General features: G+C 68.9%; 20 protein-coding genes. 11 read left to right on the forward strand and 9 right to left on the reverse strand.

All coding sequences use genetic code 11. The features are described from left to right. The first annotated feature begins 18 nt into the window (after positions 1-18). Positions 19-2,004, forward strand: a complete 1,986-nt coding sequence (locus MNI96_RS10950; protein ID WP_249692964.1) for an SLC13 family permease — start codon at positions 19-21, stop codon at positions 2,002-2,004. Positions 2,005-2,032: 28 nt separating this feature from the next. Here MNI96_RS10950 and MNI96_RS10955 read toward each other — a convergent pair whose 3' ends face one another. Next, positions 2,033-2,317, reverse strand: coding sequence for a PepSY domain-containing protein (locus MNI96_RS10955; RefSeq protein WP_249692966.1), 285 nt, complete (start codon positions 2,315-2,317; stop codon positions 2,033-2,035). A 139-nt stretch (positions 2,318-2,456) separates the two neighbouring features. On the opposite strand from MNI96_RS10955, the gene MNI96_RS10960 reads away from it, so the two are divergent. Genes MNI96_RS10960 through MNI96_RS10970 form a run of 3 tightly spaced genes read left to right on the forward strand, consistent with a single transcriptional unit; the run spans position 2,457 to position 4,875 of the window. Beyond that, positions 2,457-2,792, forward strand: coding sequence for a PepSY domain-containing protein (locus tag MNI96_RS10960; protein ID WP_249692968.1), 336 nt, complete (start codon positions 2,457-2,459; stop codon positions 2,790-2,792). Continuing rightward, on the forward strand, positions 2,792-3,457 hold the full coding sequence (locus tag MNI96_RS10965) for a response regulator transcription factor (RefSeq protein WP_249692970.1): 666 nt from the start codon (positions 2,792-2,794) through the stop codon (positions 3,455-3,457). Before MNI96_RS10960 ends, MNI96_RS10965 begins: the two co-directional genes overlap by 1 nt. Next, a complete protein-coding gene (locus MNI96_RS10970) occupies positions 3,454-4,875 on the forward strand; it encodes a sensor histidine kinase (RefSeq protein ID WP_249692972.1) in 1,422 nt (473 codons plus the stop codon). The genes MNI96_RS10965 and MNI96_RS10970 overlap by 4 nt, the downstream gene beginning before the upstream one ends. A gap of 10 nt (positions 4,876-4,885) precedes the next feature. On the opposite strand, the gene MNI96_RS10975 is transcribed toward MNI96_RS10970, so the two are convergent. Then, positions 4,886-5,350, reverse strand: a complete 465-nt coding sequence (locus MNI96_RS10975) for a cupin domain-containing protein (protein WP_249692973.1) — start codon at positions 5,348-5,350, stop codon at positions 4,886-4,888. An 89-nt stretch (positions 5,351-5,439) separates the two neighbouring features. Between MNI96_RS10975 and MNI96_RS10980 the strand changes: the two genes are divergently transcribed. Then, positions 5,440-6,033, forward strand: coding sequence for a TetR/AcrR family transcriptional regulator (locus MNI96_RS10980; RefSeq protein ID WP_249692974.1), 594 nt, complete (start codon positions 5,440-5,442; stop codon positions 6,031-6,033). Positions 6,034-6,051: 18 nt separating this feature from the next. On the opposite strand, the gene MNI96_RS10985 is transcribed toward MNI96_RS10980, so the two are convergent. After that, a complete protein-coding gene (locus MNI96_RS10985) occupies positions 6,052-6,690 on the reverse strand; it encodes a class I SAM-dependent methyltransferase (protein ID WP_249692975.1) in 639 nt (212 codons plus the stop codon). Between the two features lie 102 nt (positions 6,691-6,792). Here MNI96_RS10985 and MNI96_RS10990 point away from each other — a divergent pair, with 102 nt between their 5' ends. After that, entirely contained in the window at positions 6,793-7,689 is an 897-nt protein-coding gene (locus tag MNI96_RS10990) for a LysR family transcriptional regulator (RefSeq protein ID WP_249692976.1), read from the forward strand. A gap of 304 nt (positions 7,690-7,993) precedes the next feature. Here the strand turns inward: MNI96_RS10990 and rplT are convergent, their stop codons facing one another. The 4 genes from rplT to MNI96_RS11010 form a co-directional block, all read right to left on the reverse strand. Then, entirely contained in the window at positions 7,994-8,353 is a 360-nt protein-coding gene (gene rplT / locus MNI96_RS10995) for a 50S ribosomal protein L20 (protein ID WP_120270266.1), read from the reverse strand. Positions 8,354-8,392: 39 nt separating this feature from the next. Next, positions 8,393-8,590: a 50S ribosomal protein L35 gene (rpmI, locus tag MNI96_RS11000; protein WP_067223866.1), complete on the reverse strand. Its 198-nt coding sequence runs from the start codon at positions 8,588-8,590 to the stop codon at positions 8,393-8,395. Positions 8,591-8,897: 307 nt separating this feature from the next. Next, entirely contained in the window at positions 8,898-9,461 is a 564-nt protein-coding gene (infC, locus tag MNI96_RS11005; protein ID WP_249692977.1) for a translation initiation factor IF-3, read from the reverse strand. 136 nt (positions 9,462-9,597) lie between these two features. Next, positions 9,598-10,806 carry a glycosyltransferase gene (locus MNI96_RS11010; protein ID WP_249692978.1) on the reverse strand — a complete coding sequence of 403 codons (1,209 nt, stop codon included), beginning with the start codon at positions 10,804-10,806 and terminating at the stop codon, positions 9,598-9,600. Positions 10,807-10,924: 118 nt separating this feature from the next. Here MNI96_RS11010 and MNI96_RS11015 point away from each other — a divergent pair, with 118 nt between their 5' ends. From MNI96_RS11015 to lepA, 4 genes are all read left to right on the forward strand, one after another. Beyond that, on the forward strand, positions 10,925-11,737 hold the full coding sequence (locus MNI96_RS11015) for an alpha/beta hydrolase (RefSeq protein ID WP_249692979.1): 813 nt from the start codon (positions 10,925-10,927) through the stop codon (positions 11,735-11,737). Between the two features lie 174 nt (positions 11,738-11,911). Further along, positions 11,912-12,946: a patatin-like phospholipase family protein gene (locus tag MNI96_RS11020; RefSeq protein WP_249692981.1), complete on the forward strand. Its 1,035-nt coding sequence runs from the start codon at positions 11,912-11,914 to the stop codon at positions 12,944-12,946. A gap of 150 nt (positions 12,947-13,096) precedes the next feature. Next, the gene (gene mepA / locus MNI96_RS11025; RefSeq protein ID WP_502960324.1) at positions 13,097-14,365 is read left to right on the forward strand and encodes a penicillin-insensitive murein endopeptidase; all 1,269 of its coding nucleotides are present in this window, start codon (positions 13,097-13,099) and stop codon (positions 14,363-14,365) included. A gap of 123 nt (positions 14,366-14,488) precedes the next feature. Beyond that, positions 14,489-16,294 carry a translation elongation factor 4 gene (lepA, locus tag MNI96_RS11030; protein ID WP_249692983.1) on the forward strand — a complete coding sequence of 602 codons (1,806 nt, stop codon included), beginning with the start codon at positions 14,489-14,491 and terminating at the stop codon, positions 16,292-16,294. A gap of 18 nt (positions 16,295-16,312) precedes the next feature. Here the strand turns inward: lepA and MNI96_RS11035 are convergent, their stop codons facing one another. Continuing rightward, positions 16,313-17,920: a B12-binding domain-containing radical SAM protein gene (locus tag MNI96_RS11035; protein ID WP_249692985.1), complete on the reverse strand. Its 1,608-nt coding sequence runs from the start codon at positions 17,918-17,920 to the stop codon at positions 16,313-16,315. Between the two features lie 423 nt (positions 17,921-18,343). Between MNI96_RS11035 and MNI96_RS11040 the strand changes: the two genes are divergently transcribed. Further along, positions 18,344-18,544, forward strand: a complete 201-nt coding sequence (locus MNI96_RS11040; protein ID WP_249692987.1) for a cold-shock protein — start codon at positions 18,344-18,346, stop codon at positions 18,542-18,544. Between the two features lie 121 nt (positions 18,545-18,665). Here MNI96_RS11040 and MNI96_RS11045 read toward each other — a convergent pair whose 3' ends face one another. Next, the gene (locus tag MNI96_RS11045) at positions 18,666-19,862 is read right to left on the reverse strand and encodes an MFS transporter (protein ID WP_249692989.1); all 1,197 of its coding nucleotides are present in this window, start codon (positions 19,860-19,862) and stop codon (positions 18,666-18,668) included. Between the last annotated feature and the right edge of the window lie 144 nt (positions 19,863-20,006).

A 20,006-nucleotide genomic window follows, 5' to 3' on the forward strand; every position in this document is an offset into this window, starting at 1 on the left:
GCACGAGCGGAGCACTGCATGACCGGCGACCAGATCGCGATCCTTGCCATCCTCGCCCTGGCGATGGCGGCCTTCCTGTCCGGCCGCCTGCGGCACGACATGGTGGCGATGGGCGCGCTGATCGCCTGCGTCGCCGCCGGCCTTGTCCCGGCCGAGGAGGCCTTCGCCGGCTTCGGCCATCCGGCGGTGATCACCGTCGCCTGCGTGCTGGTGCTCAGCCGCGGCCTGCAGACTTCCGGCGCCGTCGACGTGCTGGCCCGCACCGTGCTGCCGGACGATGCCGGGCGCACCCTCAGCCTTGCCGCGCTGACCGGTCTCGGCGCGGCGCTCTCCGGCTTCATGAACAATGTCGGCGCCATGGCGCTCCTGATGCCGGTGGCGCTGCAACTCGCCCGCCGCCTCGACATGACGCCGGGGCGCATGCTCATGCCGCTCGCCTTCGGCACCATTCTCGGCGGCATGACGACGCTGATCGGCACGCCGCCCAACCTGATCGTCTCCGGCTTCCGCGCCTCGGCCGGCGGCGGCGGCTTTTCCATGTTCGACTTCGCGCCCGTCGGCTTCGTGGTGGCGCTGGCCGGCCTTGCCTTCATCGTCACCGTCGGCTGGCGGCTGGTGCCGATCACCCGCGCGGCCGCAGGCGAGGCCTTCGAGGTCGGCTCCTATCTCACCGAGGTGCGGGTGGGCGAGAAGGGCAAGGCCGACGGCATGAGCCTCTACGAGATCGAGGCAGAGCTCGACAAGGCCGAGGCCCAGGTCGTCGGCCTGGTGCGCGGCGGCCTGCGCGTCAGCGCCCCGCGCGGCAACCGCCGCGTCCAGGGCGGCGATGTCCTGGTGCTGGAGGCGGATGTCGAGGGCATCGCCGAGGCGCTCTCCAAGCTCGATCTCAAGCTGGAGGAGCAGGCCAAGGCCCGCGACGAGGAGCGCGAGAAGAAGGAGCGTGTGCGCGAGGAGGAAGCCCGCCGCGACGAGGACGAGCAGCGCCGGCGCGAGATCGACGAGGCCGCCGCCCTCGGCGACGTGGCGCTGGGGCCTGTGTCCGAGCCGGAGCCGGCGCCGCGGGAGAGCAAGACGAAGGAGGCGCAGGCAAAACCCGGCGAGACGGGCGAGGGCGAAGCCCGCGAGGCCCGCCGCGATACGGAAGCGGAAGAGGTGGTGCTGCGCGAACTGGTGGTGCGGCCCGAATCGCAGCTGGTCGGCCGTTCTGCCCGAGACCTTGCCCTGCGCAGCCGCTTCGGCATCAACCTGCTGGGCGTCTCGCGCAACGGTCGCCGCTCGACCACGCGGCTGCGCACCCTGCAGCTGCAGTCGGGCGACCTGCTCCTGATGCAGGGCCCGGCCGACGTGCTGGCCGAGTTCGCCTCGGAAACCGGCTGCGTGCCGCTGGCCGAGCGCGAGCTGCGCATTCCCGACAAGCGCAAGGCGCTGCTGGCAGCCGGCATCCTCGGCCTGTCGATCCTGGTCACGGTCGTCGGCCTGCTGCCGGCAGCCGTGTCCTTCGCCGCCGGCGTGCTGGCCTCCATGGTTCTGCGCACCGTGCCGCTGCGTTCCGTCTACACCGCCATCGACTGGCCGGTCGTGGTGCTGCTCGCCGCCCTCATTCCCGTCGCCGGGGCGATGGAGGCGACCGGCACGGCCGAGCTCATCGCCACCTTCCTTGTCGGCACCCTGGCGCAGGGCCATCCGGTGGCGGCGCTGGCGATGGTGCTGGTCGTCACCATGTTCCTGTCGGATGTCATGAACAATGCGGCGACGGCGGCCGTCATGTGCCCCATCGCCATCGGCATCGCGGCAACGCTCGGCGTCGATCCCGATGCCTTCCTGATGTCGGTGGCCATCGGCGCCTCCTGCGCCTTCCTCACCCCCATCGGCCACCAGAACAACACGCTGATCCTGGGGCCGGGCGGCTTCGGCTTCGGCGACTATTGGCGCCTCGGCCTGCCGCTGGAGCTGGTGGTGGCGGCGGTGGCCGTGCCGATGCTGCTCCTCGTCTGGCCGCTTTAGTCGGCCCCCGCCGGCGTGGCGTGCCCGGTTACCTGTCGCGGCGCAGGATCTCGCCCGTCACCGGATGCACGTCGGCCTCGATGCGGGCGCCGTTGGCGTCGCGGCCCTCGACCTCGTAGATGCCGTCGTCGATCTCGATCTCGCGGATCGTGTAGCCGGCGGCCTCCATCTTGGCCGTGACGTCGGCAAGGCTCATCCACTGGTCGCGCGGCGCGTCGATGCCCCAGCGGTTGCGGCCGTCGTCGTCGCCGGCCATGGCCAGGCTCGGGGCGGCGGCAAGGGCGAGGAGGGCGATGGCAAGGGTCTTCTTCATGATGGGTCTTCCTGTCTTTGCGGTGCCGCGGCTCGCTCTCGAACCGCGAATGACGCCACCTTGCACCACGCCCCCTGACGCCGCGCCGATGCGTGCCGTCAGGCAATTGTCAGGATCGATGCCTTATGGAAACGAGGCCATGACCGCACATCCCGCACGCCGCCGTTTCCTCCTTGCCCTTGCCGCAGCGCTCCCAGTCCTGGCCGCCGGCGCATGGCCGCTTGCCGTGCACGCCGACGACGACGACGATCACGAGCGCGCCCGCCGCCTGCTGCGCTCCGGCGAGATCCGCCCCCTGTCGGAGATCCTGTCGAGCGTGGAGCGCAGCGTCGGCGGCCGGGTGCTGGATGTTGACTTCGAGCGCGACGACGGCCGCTATGTCTACGAGCTCAAGATCGTGATGCCGTCCGGGCGCGTGCGCGAGATCGCAGTGGACGCGGCCACCGCACGCATCATCGAGATCGAGGACGATTGATGCGGCTTCTGCTGGTGGAGGACGACGAGCGCATCGCCCGCGATGTCGCGGCCGCGCTGACGGCCGCCGGCTATGTGGTCGAGCGCGCTGCCGACGGCGAGGAGGCCTGGTTCCTCGGCGATACGGAGGATTTCGATCTGGTGGTGCTCGACCTCGGCCTTCCGGTCCTCGACGGCCTGTCGGTGCTCAAGCGCTGGCGCGCGGCCGGGCGCGCCATGCCGGTGCTGGTGCTGACCGCCCGCGGCGCCTGGGCCGAGCGGGTCGAGGGCATCGATGCCGGCGCCGACGATTATCTCGCCAAGCCCTTCCGCATGGAGGAACTGGTCGCCCGCGTCCGCGCGCTGATCCGCCGCTCCGTCGGCGTCGCCACGCCCGCCATCGCCGCCGGACACTTGATGCTCGACACCCGCCAGATGCGCGTTGCCCGCGACGGCGTGCCGCTCGCCCTGTCGCCGCTCGAATACCGCCTGACCGCCTATCTCATGCATCACAAGGGCCGGGTCGTGCCGCCGACCGAGCTGCTGGAGCATCTTTACGGCGACGACGACGCCCGCGACGTCAATGCGCTGGAAGCGGTGGTCGCGCGGCTGCGCCGCAAGCTCGGGCCGGACGCCATCGAGACCCGGCGCGGCTTCGGCTATCTCGTCGCGGACGCGCCCGCGTGAGGCCCCACGCTGCCCCGGCCGCCCGGCGGCGCGGCTCGCTTCGCCTGCGTCTCATCCTCGCCGGCGCCGTCTCGGTGCTGGCCGCGCTGGCGCTCGCCGCCGCCGGCCTCCTGGTGCTGTTCGAGCGTCATGTCGAGCGGCGCATCGACCAGGAGCTTTCCGTCCATCTCGACCAGCTGGTCGCCGGCCTCGACCGCGATGCCGACGGCGCGCCGGTTCTCCTGCGCCCGCCCGGCGATCCGCGCTTCGCCGTGCCGCTCTCCGGCCTCTACTGGCAGTTTGAAGGGCAGGGGACGGCTCGAGGCGCTGTCCAGCGGTCCCGTTCGCTCTGGGATTTCGAGCTGGCCCTGCCGGCAGAAGGGGAGGGCGATCCGCTGCCCCATCGCCACACTCTGGCCGGCCCCGGCGACACGCAGCTTCTGCTGCTGGAGCGGGTGGTCGAGCTGCGCGGCGCCTCGGTTCGCGTCGCCGCTGCCATCGACCGGCGCGAGATCGACGAGGCGACGCGCGCCTTCGGCCTCGACCTTGCGCCCTATCTTGCGGTGCTTGCCCTGTTCCTGATGGCCGCAGCGGTCGCGCAGGTCACCATCGGTCTGCGGCCGCTTGCGGCGGTGCGCGACGGGCTCGCCGCCATCCGTTCCGGCCGCCGCACGCGTCTGGGCGACGATTTTCCCGACGAGATCCGTCCGCTCGCCGACGAGCTCGACGGCCTGCTTGCCGCCCGCGAGGCGCAGGTCGAGAGCGCCCGTGCCCGCGCCGGCGACCTCGCCCACGGCCTGCGCACGCCGTTGCAGGTGCTCGCCGGCGATATCGAGCGGCTGCAGGCGCGCGGCGAGACCGAGATCGCCGCCGAGATCGAGACGGTGGCCCTGTCCATGCGCCGCCATGTGGAGCGGGAGCTGGCCCGCGCCCGCCTCGCCTCCGGTCGCGGCACGGCGACCGCCGCCCCTGCCGCTGTGGCGCGCGCCGTCGTTGCCGTCGTCTCGCGCACGCCCGCCGGCGCCCGGCTCGACTGGCAGGTGAAAATTGCCGAGGACGCGCGCCTTGCCATCGATCCCGACGACCTGGCCGAGGCGCTCGGCAATCTCGCCGAAAACGCCGCCCGCCACGCGGTGGCCAGGGTCCGCTTCACTCTGGACGAGGCTCCGGGCGAGCAGGGCGGCAAGGAAGCCGGCGAAACGCCGCGCCTCGTTCGCCTCGCCGTTCTGGATGACGGGCCGGGCATTGCGGACGAGATGATCGGCCCGCTCACCGCCCGCGGCGGCCGGCTGGATCTGGCCGGCGGCAGCGGCGCGGGGCTCGGCCTTGCCATCGTCTCGGAGATCGCCGAGGCCTGGGGCGGCCGCCTGCTCGTCGAGAACCGTCGTTCCGGCCTCAAGGCGGCGCTGTGCCTGCGCCCCGCGCCGCCGGGCATCTGAACGGCCCGCCTCAGGCCGGCGGCGGCAGGATGGTCATGCCAGTCGCGCCGGCCACCTGCATCACCTTCGCCACATCCGGCGGTCCGTCCATCGGTGCCGGTGCGCTCGTCTCGTCGGCAACCGGCGTGCCCAGTTCGGTGAAGAAACGCTCGTGCATGTGGCCCGGCGCGTTCAGGATCAGCATCCGTGCCGGCGTCGTGCCGCGTGCCGTGAAGGCATGCACAGCCCCGTCGGGAATCGCCACATGGCTGCCCGGCCCGGCGATGCGCGTTTCGCCCGCCACCATGAACTCGATCTCGCCCTCCAGCACGTAGAAGGCCTCCGTTTCGCCCGCATGGTGGTTGGGCGGCGCACCCAGTCCCGGCGGCACCACGGCCTCGACGAGGCAGTACTTGCCCAGCGTATCGCCGGGAAAGGCATGGAATTTCATCAGGATGCCGAGTGTCTCATACGTTCTTGCGCGATTGTCCGCCACGGCCCGTCCTCCACTTGTGAGAGCGCTGGAATGGTTTTATGATACACAAGTCTTTTTATGAGACAAGTGTCTTATTATGAGGAAGCCGAGTGGCAATCCGCGAACGCACATCCCAGAAGAACCGCACCCGCGAGGCGATCCTTGCCGGCGCGCGTGCCCTGATCGAGCGCGGCGAGCCGGTGACCGTCACCGCCGCGGCGGCCGAGAGCGGCATCTCCAAGGCGACGGCCTATCGCTATTTCTCCGATCCGGCGGTTCTTGCGGCGGAGGCGGGCCTTGCGGTCGAGGTGCGCGACTACGCGGAGATCGTGCAAGGCTGCGACACTCCGCGCGAAAAGGTGCTGGCCGTCAGCCTCTACATGCTCGACCTGGCGCTGGCCCATGAGGGCGCCTTTCGCCAGTTCCTGGCGCGCAATCTCGACTGCTGGCTGGCCGAAGCGGGAGGGGAGGCACCGCGCCGCGGCGCCCGCCGCGTTGCCATGTTCCGCCAGGCGCTCGGCGATGTCCGGCCGGCCCTGCCGGCGGACCGGCTCGCCCTCCTGGTCGGCGCCCTGTCGGCGGCAACCGGCACCGAGGCGATGATCGCGCTCACCGACATTGCCCGCCTGTCGCCGGACCAGGCCCGGCAGGCCGTGCGCGAAATGGCCGAGGCGATTCTCGACCGGTTCCTCGGCGTGCCGTGAGAGGGGACGGCGGCCGCCTCAGACCTTCTGCGCCACCAGAAACCGTGCCTTGCGCGAGGCCGGGTGCAACTCGGCTTCGAGGATCCTGAAGCCTGCATCGACCATCGCCTGGTCCAGCTCGGCGATGCTGAAGAAGCCGACATGCGGTGCCTTGCCGACCAGCTGCATCGCCTTGATCAGCGGCAGCATGTACCAGCCCCAGCTTTTCAGGCAGACGGTCTTGGAGATCAGCAGCCCGCCGGTCTTCAGCCGGGCTCTCAGCGCGGCGAGCGTCGCCGGCAGGTCTTCCGCCATGTGCAGCATGTTGAAGGCCAGCACCGCATCGAAGGGCGGGGCGCCGGCCGCCATCTCCGCCTGTCCGGCCTCCGTGACGCTGGCCTTGCGGAAGGCGACATTGCCGGCCCCGGCGGCCGCGGCCTTCTCGTTGGCGATGGCGATCATCTCAGCCGAGATGTCGGTGCCGAGATAGCTGCCCGTGCCTGCGGCCAGCCGCAAGGCCGTCGTGCCGGTGCCGCAGCCGACTTCCAGCACCCGATCCTGCGGCGTCAGCCGCGCGGCCGTCGCCTCCAGCGTCCGCCGGTAGGACGCCTCGTCCCTGATCGGGTCGGCGGCATATTTGCGGGCCGCCTTGTCCCAGAACTCGTCCTGCCTGCGCATCGCCCCTTGCTCCGTCTGCGGGTCGTCGATCCGGCTCTTGTCTAGCTCAGGGGCCTTCCGGAAGAAATTGCATAAAAGCGCAGCTTCGTTATACGTTTTTGCATGAATTCGCCGCTCCGTCCCGCCTTCGACTGGAACCGTCTGCGCGCCTTTCTCGTCACCGCCGAGGAGGGCTCGCTCTCGGCCGCCGCCCGCACCCTCAAGCTGACCCAGCCGACGCTCGGCCGCCAGGTTGCCGCGCTGGAGCAGGAGCTCGGCGTCGCCCTGTTCGAGCGGGTCGGCCGCTCGCTCAGCCTCACCCGCTCCGGGCTCGAACTGCTGGAGCACGCCCGCGCCATGGGCGAGGCGGCGGGCCGCGTCTCGCTGGCCGCCTCCGGCCGGGTCGAGGCGGTCGCGGGCGAGGTCACCGTCACCGCCAGCGACGTCGTCTCCGCCTGGCTGCTGCCGCCGGTGCTGGAGCGCCTGCGCGAGGCCGCGCCCGGCCTGTCGCTGGAGATCGTCGCCACCAACAGCCTGCGCGACATCCGCCGCCGCGAGGCCGACATCGCCATCCGCCATGTCGAGCCGCAGGACGGCGAGTTGATCGCCCGGCGGATGCCCGACATGCAGGCCCGGCTCTACGCCTCGCGCGATCTCATCGCCCGCCGCGGCGGGCCGCCGCGCGATGCCGCCGCGCTCTCCGCCTGGCCCTTCGTCGGCTTCGAGCGGTCCGACCGCTTCCGCCTGGCGCTCAACGCGCAGGGCCTGTCGCTGACGCCGGACAGCTTCCCGCTCGTCAGCGACAACGGCGTCGTCGCCTGGCACTACGTCCGCGCCGGGCTCGGCGTCGGCGCCATGATCGACGACGTCGCCCGCCTCGCGCCGGAGGTCGAGTGCCTGCTGCCGGAGCTTCCCGCCATTCCCGTTCCGGTCTTCGTGGTCACCCACCGCGAGCTGCACACCAGCCGGCGCATCAGGATCGTCTTCGACCATATCACGGCGATGCTGGGCGGGGATTGATTGGCACGGGAGCGGGGATAGGGCGGAGCGGGCGCCCGGCTCGGCAGGCCGGTCCGGGCGGTTCCCCCGGCGTCCGCCGCGCGCACTTGTCCCCGCCCTATCCCCGTTTGCGCAGGCGCGGGCGACTTGGCGAGATTGCGACGATTGAGACGCGCAAACCCGATTTTGAGACGGAATTTTGCAAAATCCGTCTCGAAATTTCTCGAAATCCGGCACGCCGTCCCGGCATGCAAAAAGGGCGCGCCCTTGGCTGGCGCGCCCTTCGGATTCATGCAGGTCTGCTGGGCAGACGGGCTCTCGCGCCTCAGGCTGCGAGCGCGCCCTTCGCCTTCTCGGTCAGCTCCTTGAACGCATCCGGCTCGCGGATGGCGATGTCGGAGAGGACCTTGCGGTCGATCTCGATGCCGGCCTTGTTGAGGCCGTCGATGAAGCGCCCGTAGGTCAGGCCGTGCTCGCGGACAGCGGCGTTGATGCGCTGGATCCAGAGCGAACGGAAGTTCCGCTTGCGAACCTTGCGGTCGCGATAGGCGTACTGGCCGGCCTTCTCGACGGCCTGCTTGGCGACGCGGATCGTGTTCTTGCGACGACCGTAGTAGCCCTTGGCGGCCTTGAGGACCTTCTTGTGCTTGGCGTGGGCGGTGACGCCCCTTTTGACACGCGACATGGGATGTAACTCCTTGAAAAGTCTAGAACGCCGTCAGGCTCAGCCGTAGGGCAGGAACTTCTTGACGATGCGGGCATCGGGCTCGGCCAGGGTGGTCGTGCCGCGCGCGTTGCGGATGAACTTGGCGGAACGCTTGATCATCCCGTGACGCTTGCCCGCCTGAGCGGTCTTGACCTTGCCGGTCGCGGTCAGTTTGAAGCGCTTCTTGGCGCCGGACTTCGTCTTCAGCTTGGGCATTTTGCATCCTTTCTCGACCCGGCGGTGCTGATCCGCCGGTTGTTGTTGGAAGCCGTTTTATGAGCCGCCACGGCATGCCCTTTTGTCGCGGGCTCCGGCCGAAACACGGCCGGTCCCGTGAAGCCGGGCGGCTCGGGACACGGGCTTATAGGCAAAGCGGCCGGGAAACGCAAGCGCTCCGGCGGCTTTGCGGGGCCTCGTGCCGCCCTTTTGTCGGCCCGCACCCGAAACTGCGAAACCCGGCCCCTTTCGAGGCCGGGTTTCGCGAAAAACCGCCGCTTGCCGCGGCCGTGTCGGGCGGCAGGCGTCAGCGCGCGATCGGCGCCAGCACCATCACCATCTGGCGGCCTTCCAGCCGCGGGTGGGATTCGACCTTGGCGAATTCCGCCGTCTCGTCCCGCACCTTGTTGAGCAGCGCGACACCCAGGTCCTGGTGCGCCATTTCGCGTCCGCGGAACCGCAGGGTGACCTTGACCTTGTCGCCCTCGTCGAAGAAACGCTTCATGTTCCGCATCTTCACCTCATAGTCATGGGTGTCGATATTCGGACGCATCTTGATCTCTTTGACCTCGACGACCTTCTGATTCTTGCGCGCCTCTGCGGCTTTCTTCTGGCTCAGGTACTTGTACCTGCCGTAATCCAGGATCTTGCAGACGGGGGGCGAAGAGTTCGGAGAAATCTCGACAAGGTCCAGACCGGCCTCTTCGGCCATCCTCAAGGCGTCTTCCGTGGGCGTGACACCGAGGTTCTGTCCATCCTGATCGATGAGCTGGACTTCTCGAACGCGGATCTCTTGATTTGTGCGCGGGCCTTCCTTGGTCGGCGGCGGTGCGCGGTATGGACGGCGAATGGTCGCAATCTCCTCTAACATTTCAACGACTTGGCGAAACCGGCTCTCGGCCGGAGGCTCTGCCTTGCAACACAAATACCCCGAACGCCATGCGTCGGGGAGGCTTTGTACGCCGCAAGGCGCCAGGCCACGAAAATCGAGCGAAAACGGGCCTGAGTCAACCGGTTTCGCTGGAAGCTCCGTTCCGGCGCTGGCGCTCGTTGCCGATCAGCCTGTCGTAGACGGCAAGCGTTGCCGCGCACATCGCCTCGACGGTGAAGTCGCGCCGCACATGGGCGAGCGCCCGTGCGGCCAGCGCCGCGCGGTCCTGCGGCGCGAGCGCCAGCATTTCGGCCAGCGCCGCGGCAAGCGCGGCGGCATCGCTCGCCGGCACGCGCCAGCCGGTGCGCTCATCGTCTGCGACCTCGGGCGGCGCCAGCACCGTCTCGGGCACGGCGCCGAGGTTCGTCGCGACCACCGGCACGCCGGCGGCCTGCGCCTCGACGGCGGCCCGCCCGAAGGCTTCCGGCTCGATCGAGGCGACCACCGCGACATCGGCAAGGGCAAGCGCTGCGGCGACATCCGCGCAGTGGCCGACCAGCCGCACCCGGTCGCCGAGGCCGGCATTGGCGATTCGTGTCTTCAGCTCCGCCGCATAGGTCTCCCGGCCCTGGGCATCGCCCGCCAGAATCGCCGTCCAGTCGGCAGGCGCCTTGCGCGAGGCGGCGAGCCGCGCCAGCGCATCGATCAGCACCGTCTGGCCCTTCCAGTGGGTGAGACGGGCAAGATTGAGGATCACCCGCTCGCCGTCCTGAAGGCCCCAGGCGTCGGCGAGGGCCTGCCGGCGCTCGGGCGAAACGGACGCCGGATCGAGCGCGGCAAGGTCGGAGCCGCGATGGATGACGGTGATGCGGTCCTTTGCGAAAGGGTGCCGCTCGGCGATCAGCGCGGCCGTGTAGCGGGAGTTGGCGATCACCGCATCGCCCCGCGCCATCACGGAATTATAGAGCCCTTTCAAGATATTGGTCTGGTTGTAGATGCCGTGATAGGTGGTGACGAAGGGCAGGCCGAGCCGCCGTGCGGCGATCAGTGCCGACCAGGCCGGCGCGCGCGAGCGGGCATGGATCAGCTCCACCCCTTCCTTGCGGGCCAGGCGCGTCAGCGCGCCGGCATTGCGCCAGATACCCAGCGGCGATTTTCTCGCCAACGGCAGCGTCACATGTTCGGCGCCGACAGCCTCCAGCTCCGCCACCAGACGGCCGCCGCGACTTGCCACGATGGCCCGTTGCCCGGCTGCCACCAGTGCCCGCGCCACGTCGACGGCGGTGCGCTCGGCACCGCCCGTCTGGAGGTCCGGAATGACTTGCAGCACGGTTCGGCGGGTCACGAGGGCTCCTGTCGGATGGGGCAAGCGAAAGCCCGGCGCGGACTTTTCAAGGCTCGCGACCTGTGCCACATCGGGCGGCAATCAGGCAAGATGAACGGGCAAGGAAGCGGAGGCAGCGATGGACGGGCAGGCTCAGGATCAGGTGCGCCATATCGAGGTCGGTGCCGACAGGCGGCGCATCGCCGTCCTGCGCGAGGAGGGCGCGCCGGGGCGCTGCGGCGTGCTGTGGCTGTCCGGCTTCAAGTCCGACATGGCCGGCACCAAAGCGGAGGAGCTTGCCGCTTGGGCGCGCGCCACGGGCCGCGCCGTCACCCGGCTCGACTATTCCGGCCACGGCATCTCGGATGGCGCCTTCGAGGACGGCACGATCTCGCGCTGGGCCGAGGAAGCGCTGGCCGTCCATGCCGCCTTCTGCCGCGAGTCGACCATCGTCGTCGGCTCGTCGATGGGCGGCTGGATCGCGCTGCTGCTGGCGCGGGCGCTGGCCGCCCGGCCGGTCGCGTCCGCGCCGCTCGCCGGCATGGTGCTGATCGCCCCGGCGCCGGACTTCACCGAAGAGCTGATGTGGAAGCACGAGTTCACCGACGAGATCCGCGAGACGATCCTGCGCGAGGGCCGTTTCGAGCGCCCGTCCGAGTACGACCACAGCCCGTATGTGATCACCCGCGCCCTGATCGAAGACGGCCGCGACAACCTGCTGCTCGGAGGCCTGATCGAGACCGGCTGCCCGGTCACCATCCTGCAGGGCCAGCGCGACGATGCCGTGCCCTGGCGCCATGCGCTGCGGCTGACCGAGTGCCTGGCGCTGGACGATGTGGTGCTGACCCTGATCAAAGACGGCGACCACCGGCTGTCGCGGCCGCAGGACATCGAGCGGCTGATTGCCGCCGTCGAGGTCCGCGCGACCGAGGCCGAGGCCGAGGCCGGCTGACCAGGCCGCACGCCGGGCTGGCCTGCGTCCCTTTGCCCGTTCTTTTTGCAGGGGGGTCATCGGTTTGTCTTATTTCGCGCAAAGGCTTGGGCAGGCATGATCGGTCCTGCGCAGCCGGCAGGGGAGCGCCCCGCGGGCGAACGCGCGCGGACAGCAAGCGGAGGCAAGCAATCCATGGCAGCACGCAGGCGTTTCATCCTGGCGATCGACGGAGGCGGTATTCGGGGGCTGATCCCGTTGCGAATCCTCGAGACGCTGGAGGCGCGGCTGCGCGTGCTCGGCAAGACCCAGCCTCTCCATCGCTATTTCGACATGATCGGCGGCAGTTCCACCGGCGGACTGATTGCCGCGGGCCTTGCCGCCCCGCGCCCCGACGACACCAGCGGCGCACCGGCGGCCGGAATTTCTGAGCTGCGCCGCTTCTTCGAGGTGGAGGCGCGCGAGGTCTTCCGCCGCAAGAGCCTGTTCGAGCGCTTCGTCGCCAACCCGCGCGCGGTGTTCGACGAGCGCTACGACGAGCGGCCGCTGGAGCGCATCCTCAAGGATCAACTCGGCTGGACCTCGCTGCAGTCGGCGCTGACCCGCGTGGTGCTGACGGCCTATGACCTCGGCCGCCGCGAGGCGGTGTTCATGACCAACGGGCGTCAGAGCGACGGCAGCCGGCCGGACGACTACTATTTCTGGCAGGCGGTGCGCGCGACCACGGCGGCACCGGCCTATTTCGAGCCGATGCGCACGGAAAACCTGACCCATGGCGACGAGCGGGTGCTGATCGACGGCGGCGTCGTCATGAACAACCCGGTGCTGGCGGTCTGGCTGGAGGCGATGAAGATGGGCTGGAAGCCGGAGGAGATCACCATTCTGTCGCTCGGCACCGGCGCCGACATCCGCCGCTCCTGGAGTTTCCGCGAGGCCGCGTCCTGGGGCCCGCTCGGCTGGCTGCTGCCGGCAAACGGCGTGCCGCTCCTTTCCGTCCTCGCCCATGGCCAGTCGACCACCGCCGCCTATCAGGCCGAGCGGCTGCTTCCGGCCGCCGGTATCGGCGAGGTGGTGCGCCTCGACGGCGACCTGCCGGCCGGGGCGGAGGCGATCGACAACACCCGTCCGGGCAACATCATTGAGCTGAACGGCGTCGCCGACCGCATCATCCGCGACAACACCCAGCTGCTCGACCGCCTCGCGCAGGAGATGAGCGAGTGGCCCGAATAGCGAGTGTCCGTCTGACGCCGCGCCTTTTTCGATTTATGGTTAACCGTCCGTAAACGCTCCGGCGCGACACTGGATGTGACCGTCGGCGCACTGCGTCGGCGGGAAGGGCCAGCGCGGAACGAAACCCGCGCGGAACGAAAGGAGCCGGCCATGTCGCGAATGCGTGCATCAGCCATGTCCCCGAGCGGCCGATCCCACAGCGCCCGGCCGTGCCGCGAAGGGCGCCCGCTTCTGCTCGCCCTTCTGGCCACCGCATGCGTTGCCGGCCTTGCCGTCGTGGCGCCGGCGCCCGCAGGCGCTGCGCCCCTGCCGCGCGAGAAGCCGGCGAGCCTGATCGCCGCCGAGGCGATGTCGCGGTTGGACGAGCGGCGCGTGACGACGACGCGCGTCCTGCCGTCGACCGATATCGGCGACCTCGTCGATGCGCGGTCCAGTGCCGCGGCAGCGCCCGCCGGCGAGGTCTATTCGAGCTTCGCTGCTGCGCCCCTGCCGCGTCCGGCCCCGGCGGAGCGTCCCGTCGTCGTGGCCGCCGCGCCCGTCGAGCTGGCATCCGCTCCTTCCGGGCTTTCGCCTTCTGCCGTGCGGCCCAGTGCGGTCGCCAAGGATCTTTTCGGCGCCATGCGGGCGCCCGCACCGCTCGCCGCCAGGTCCATCGGCTCCTATGCCAAGGGCTGCCTTGCCGGGGCGACGGCGCTCGCCGTCGACGGGCCGGCCTGGCAGGTCATGCGCCTGTCGCGCAACCGCAACTGGGGCCATCCGCAGCTTGTCGACATGTTGCAGCGCCTGGCGAATGACGCGCCGGCGCTCGGCTGGAACGGCCTGCTGGTTGGCGATCTCGCCCAGCCGCGCGGCGGGCCGATGACCTCCGGCCATGCCAGCCACCAGATCGGCCTCGATGCCGACATCTGGCTGACGCCGATGCCCGGCCGCGCGCTGTCGCGCGAGGAACGCGAAACCATGTCGGCGGTCTCGATGCTGAAGGGCTCGTCCGAACTGCCGGGCGCCGACCGCGGCGTCGATCCGGCGAAATGGAGCGCATCGCGCGCCCGGCTGATCCGCCGTGCCGCGCAGGACCCGCGCGTTGCGCGCATCTTCGTCCATCCCGGCATCAAGCAGGCGCTGTGCCGTTTCGAGACCGGCGAGCGCGGCTGGCTGCGCAAGGTCCGGCCCTGGTGGGGCCACCACTACCACTTCCATGTGCGCATCGCCTGTCCTGAGGGGAGCGTCGGCTGCAAGGATCAGGACGCGCCGCCGCCGGGCGACGGCTGCGGCCGGGAACTCGCCTGGTGGCTGTCCGACGAGCCCTGGGTGCCGAAAAAGCCGAAGAAGACCGACAAGCCGGCCGCGCCTGCGAAGAAGAAGCACATGACGCTGGCGGCCCTGCCTCAGGCCTGCACCGAGGTTCTGGTGGCAAGGTAGGAGGGGCCGCGCGCCGCTCTTCGGCATCTTGTCCGTGGCGGCGCGGGGTGGTTCCCGTCTTTTTCGATGATGCGCCGCGCAATCCGCTTTGCCGTCGCATCCGGCGATGGTAAATGGGCGCGCATGAGCACGCAGAAAATCTCCGACATCCGCAATTTTTCCATCGTGGCGCATATCGACCACGGCAAGTCGACGCTGGCAGACCGCCTGATCCAGATGACGGGCACGCTGACCGAGCGCGAGATGAAGGAGCAGGTGCTCGATTCGATGGACATCGAGCGCGAGCGCGGCATCACCATCAAGGCGCAGACCGTGCGCCTGATCTACAACGCCAAGGACGGCAAGCAGTACAAGCTGAACCTCATCGACACGCCGGGTCACGTCGACTTCGCCTATGAGGTCTCGCGCTCGCTGGCCGCTTGCGAGGGATCGCTGCTCGTCGTCGACGCCAGCCAGGGCGTCGAGGCGCAGACGCTCGCCAATGTCTATCAGGCCATCGACAACGATCACGAGATCGTGCCGGTGCTCAACAAGGTCGACCTGCCGGCGGCCGAGCCCGAGCGCGTCAAGGAGCAGATCGAGGACGTGATCGGCCTCGACGCCTCCGAAGCGGTGATGATCTCGGCCAAGACCGGCCTCGGCGTCGAGAACGTGCTGGAGGCGATCGTCAACCGCCTGCCGGCGCCGGAGGGCGATCCGTCCGCGCCGCTGAAGGCGCTGCTGGTCGACAGCTGGTACGACGCCTATCTCGGCGTCATGGTGCTGGTGCGCATCATCGACGGCTCGATGAAGAAGGGCCAGAAGGTCAAGATGATGGGCACGGGCGCGGCCTATGAGATCGACCGGGTCGGCGTCATGACGCCGAAGTTCCTGTCGGTCGACGGCCTCGGCCCCGGCGAGATCGGCGTCATCACCGCCTCGATCAAGGAAGTGGCGGACACGCGCGTCGGCGACACGATCACCGACGACCGCAAGCCCTGCGCGCAGGCGCTTCCCGGCTTCAAGCCGGCCCAGCCGGTGGTGTTCTGCGGCCTCTTCCCGGTCGATGCCAACGACTTCGAGGACCTGCGCGCGGCGATGGGCAAGCTGCGCCTGAACGATGCCAGCTTCTCCTTCGAGATGGAGACCTCGGCGGCGCTCGGCTTCGGCTTCCGCTGCGGCTTCCTCGGCCTTCTGCATCTGGAAATCGTCCAGGAGCGGCTGGAGCGCGAGTTCGATCTCGACCTAATCGCCACCGCGCCTTCGGTCGTTTACCGCATGCACCTGACCGACGGCACGCTGAAGGAGCTGCACAACCCGGCCGACATGCCGGATCCGGTGAAGATCGACATCATCGAGGAGCCGTGGATCCGCGCCACGATCATGACGCCGGACGAATATCTCGGCGCGATCCTGACACTCTGCCAGGAGCGGCGCGGCGTGCAGGTCGACCTCAACTATGTCGGCAGCCGCGCCATGGTCACCTACGACCTGCCGCTGAACGAGGTGGTGTTCGACTTCTACGACCGGCTGAAGTCGATTTCCAAGGGCTACGCCTCCTTCGACTACCAGATCACCGACTACCGCGAAGGCGACCTCGTTCGCATGTCGATCCTGGTCAATGCCGAGCCGGTCGACGCGCTTTCGACGCTGGTTCACCGCTCGCAGGCCGAGCGGCGCGGCCGCGCCATGTGCGAGAAGCTCAAGGACCTGATCCCGCGGCACATGTTCAAGATCCCGATCCAAGCGGCCATCGGCGCCCGGGTCATCGCCCGCGAGACCATCGCGGCCCTTCGCAAGGACGTGACCGCCAAGTGCTATGGCGGCGACGCGACGCGCAAGCGCAAGCTTCTGGAAAAGCAGAAGGAAGGCAAGAAGCGCATGCGCCAGTTCGGCAAGGTGGAGATCCCGCAGGAGGCCTTCATCAAGGCCCTGAAGATGGATTCCTGATCCGGGCTTCGTCGCCGCCTATTCGGCGGCGACAAGGGCCGGAGGCTGCCAGTTTCCGGCTTCGATCTCGGCGATCTGCGTGTCGATGCGTTGCAGCACGAAGCGCGAGAACGGGCCGAGGTGCACGTAGAGCGCCACCATGTGCAGCATCGGGTTGAGCGCCCGCGGATTGTGCCGCAGCGTGAAGGCGATCATCCGCCACAGATAGCCGCGATGCTCGGGCTTGTACCGGGTTATCGACCAGACGAGCCGGCCAAGCTTCTTCACGTCGCTCGCAAGCCGCGCGTTGAGCACGTCGCCATTGGGGCCGCTCATGTCAAGCAGTTCGACCATCTTGCGCAGCCGGTCGAAATAGGCCTGCGGGCCGTAGACCCGTTCGATCACCTTCCGATAGTCGGCCAGGATCCGCGCACGCGGGCGCAGCGTCTCGAAATTGAGCCCCGCCGTGCACTGGTCGCCCTGCTCGTGATCGGGATCGGCCATGTCGAACTCGGCATGCAGACGGCCCTGCGCCGCAAGCCGCCGGGTGAGCTGGGTGTTGGGCAGGGCGTAGAGCAGGCCCGTCATCGCAACGGGAATGGCGGCTTCCTCGATGAGGCCGGCGATCTCGTCCGCCACCCGGTCACTCTCCTCGTCGAAGCCGACGATGAAGCCGCCGATGACGAAGATGCCCGCCTCGTAGATCTTGTGCACGCTGGCGGCGATATCGCGCCGGGTGTTCTGCTTCTTACGGGTGGCGACCAGCACGTCCGGGTCCGGGCTCTCGATCCCGACGAAGACCACGAAGAACCCGGCCTGGCGCATCATCTCCAGCAGGTCCTCGTCATCGGCCAGGTTGAGCGAGGCTTCGGTGGACAGCTCGAACGGGCGCCCATGGGCTTTCTGCCAGGCGACGAGGTCCGGCAGGAACGCCTTCACCGCCTTCTTGTTTCCGATCAGGTTGTCGTCGACGAAATCGACATGGCCGCGATAGCCGAGATCGTAGAGCGCCTGCAGCTCGGCCAGGATCTGCGCGCTGCCCTTGGTGCGCGGCTTGCGGCCGTAGAGCTCGATGATGTCGCAGAATTCGCAGGTGAAGGGACACCCGCGCGAGAACTGCACGTTCACCTGCGCATAATCGGAAAAGTTCAGCAGGTCGAACCGCGGGACCGGCGTGGTGGTGACGTCGGCCTTGAACTTCTCGGCCTCGAAGGTGCCGCTTCGCTCGCCGCGCTCGAAAGCCTCGAGGAAGGCGCCGAAGATGCCCTCGGCCTCGCCGATGACCCGGAAGTCCGCCGTCGCGTAATGCTCCGGGCTCGAGGTCACGTCGGGTCCGCCGACGACGACGGGAATGCCGGCCTTCCGGCACATGGCGATGATCGCCAGCGTATCGGACTGTTGCGGCAGCATGCCGCCGGTGAAGACGACGTCCGCCCAGGCGAGATCCTCGTCCCGCAGCGTCGTCGTGTTGCGGTCGACCAGCCGCGGTTCCCAGCTCTCAGGCAACATGGCCGCGACGGTGATCAGGCCGAGGGGTGGTGCCGGGTATTTGGCGCCGATCAGGGCGCAGGTCTCCTGATAGTTCCAGAAAGAGCCGGCCTGAAAGCGCGGGTAGAGCAACAGGACGTTGACGGTCGAATGCAGCATCACAGGCCTTTCGGCGGATCGAGGAGCCAGCGTGTGATGATGGTAGCAGACCTGGCGCATTTTGGGGCGGCTGATTGCAACTGCCTGCAGGGTTCAACCCTAGCTTTTTCTTCTCGGATCGCATGCCTCTTGCAAAATAGAATTCGCTTACCATTTATTAACAGTGCCTGTTCATGATTGATTGACGATCACGCGCGCCAAACGGTGTCGCAAGCCTGTCACCCTCTCATTGCATAAGGAGGGTAGGGCGTTTTCGAGAAACGACCCGAAACGACTTTGGCGCAATTCGTCATGCGTCGGTGCGATACGTTCCGCACCGCGATGAACCTTTCGCAGCCCGGCACTTCGCGATGGCGAATGCGAGCGCGAGGCACGGCACCTGACGGTGCAAAGAAAACAAGAACGATAAGAAAGAGACTGACTATGGAACTTGGTAATGTGAAGTGGTTCGACATCAACGCCGGTGTCGGCGAGATCGAGCCGAACGAAGGCGACTATGTTCACGTGGACATGGCGGCGCTGCGCAAGTCGGGTGTCCCGAGCCTTAGCGAAGGCCAGCTGGTGGTCTACGACCTCGCCTATCTGCGCGGCCACACGGTCGCGGAAAACCTGCGCGTCCTGTAACGCGCCGGCCGGGTCGACCCGGCCGAAGCCGACCTTTCACGCAAGGCTTGCGTGATGCGCGAAGCGCCGATGCCCGGACAAGGCACGGCGCTTTTTGCGTTCTCGGAAAGGGGATGCCGCCTCAGGTCCCGGCCCGGCGCGACAGGCGCCACAGCCGCGCCATGGCGATCAGGCCGGCGGCGGGACCGAGCGCCAGCAGGGCCAGCAGCACCGGCCAGCCGGCCACTTCTGCGACGACCGGGGCGGCCTGCACCGTGACGAAGGTCAGCGCGAAACCGATGGCCGTCTGCAGTGTCATCAGGCTGCCGGCTTGCTCCGGCGGGGCGAAATCGGCAACGAGGGCCGAAAACTGGGGCGAGTCCGGCACGATCGAGGCACCCCACAGCAGGAAGATCGCGGCCAGCAGCCAGACCGGCCCGCCGAAGCACAGGGCAGCAGCGATCGCGCTGACGAAACTGACCGCGAGCGCGATGATCGCCACCGTGTCCTTGCCGATGCGATCAGCGAGCCAGCCGCCGGCGATGCAGCCGAGCCCTCCGAGCGCGATGGCGGTGAACGTGACGATGCGCGCAAGTGCCAGCCCCTCGCCTTCGCCCAAGGCGGGCACGAAGGCGGCGGCCATCGCCACCCCGGCCCATGTCCACATGGCGTAGAGCTCCCACATGTGGCCGAAATAGCCGGCATAGGCGAGGCGGATGCGACGGTCGGTCCAGGCGCGGCGGATCACCGCCGGATCGAAGCGCGGGGAACTTGCGTGATACGGCCCGAGGCGGACGGCGAGCGCGAGGATGGCGGCAACGAGCGAGGCGGCGGAGGCGATCAGCACGGTCGCCCGCCAGTCGGCGCCGCCGCCGAGCGCGATCACATGCGGCAGGGCCGAGCCGAGCGTCACCGCGCCGACCAGCAGGCCGACGAGAAATCCGCGATCCCTCAAGCCCCAGCCGACGGCGATCTTCATGCCGACCGGGTAGACGCCGGCAAGCAGGGCGCCGGTGGCGACCCGTGCCAGGATGGCTCCCGTGCCGCCGATGGGCAGGATCAGCAGCGCCGCGTTGACCAGGGCCGCAAGCGCGGCGCAGGCGGCGAAGAGCCGGCCGGGATGCAGCCGGTCCGGCAGGCCGAGAATGGCGGAGGCGAGAGCGCCGATCACGAAACCGATCTGGACGGCGCTCGACAGCAGCGCCTGGCGCACCGGGGTGATCGGCTGCTCGGCCAGCATCTCGGGGAGGATCGCGGCGGAGACGAACCACAGCGACAGCGCTGCGATGACGGCAAGGGCCAGCAGGGAGAGCGAGCGTGTCTTGGGTCCAAGGAGCATGGCGGAGCGGCGGCCGGTCGGGAGGCTTGCCGGCGATCCGGCGGGAAGGCAGTCTCGCGAGAGTATCAGCGGCCAATGCCGGCGTCGATTCTCTCCGAATGCTTGCGCCCTTGTGAGCGCGCCCGGAGAGCCTCTGTTCAATCG

Source organism: Stappia sp. WLB 29, from assembly GCF_023507705.1.
GTDB lineage: Bacteria > Pseudomonadota > Alphaproteobacteria > Rhizobiales > Stappiaceae > Stappia.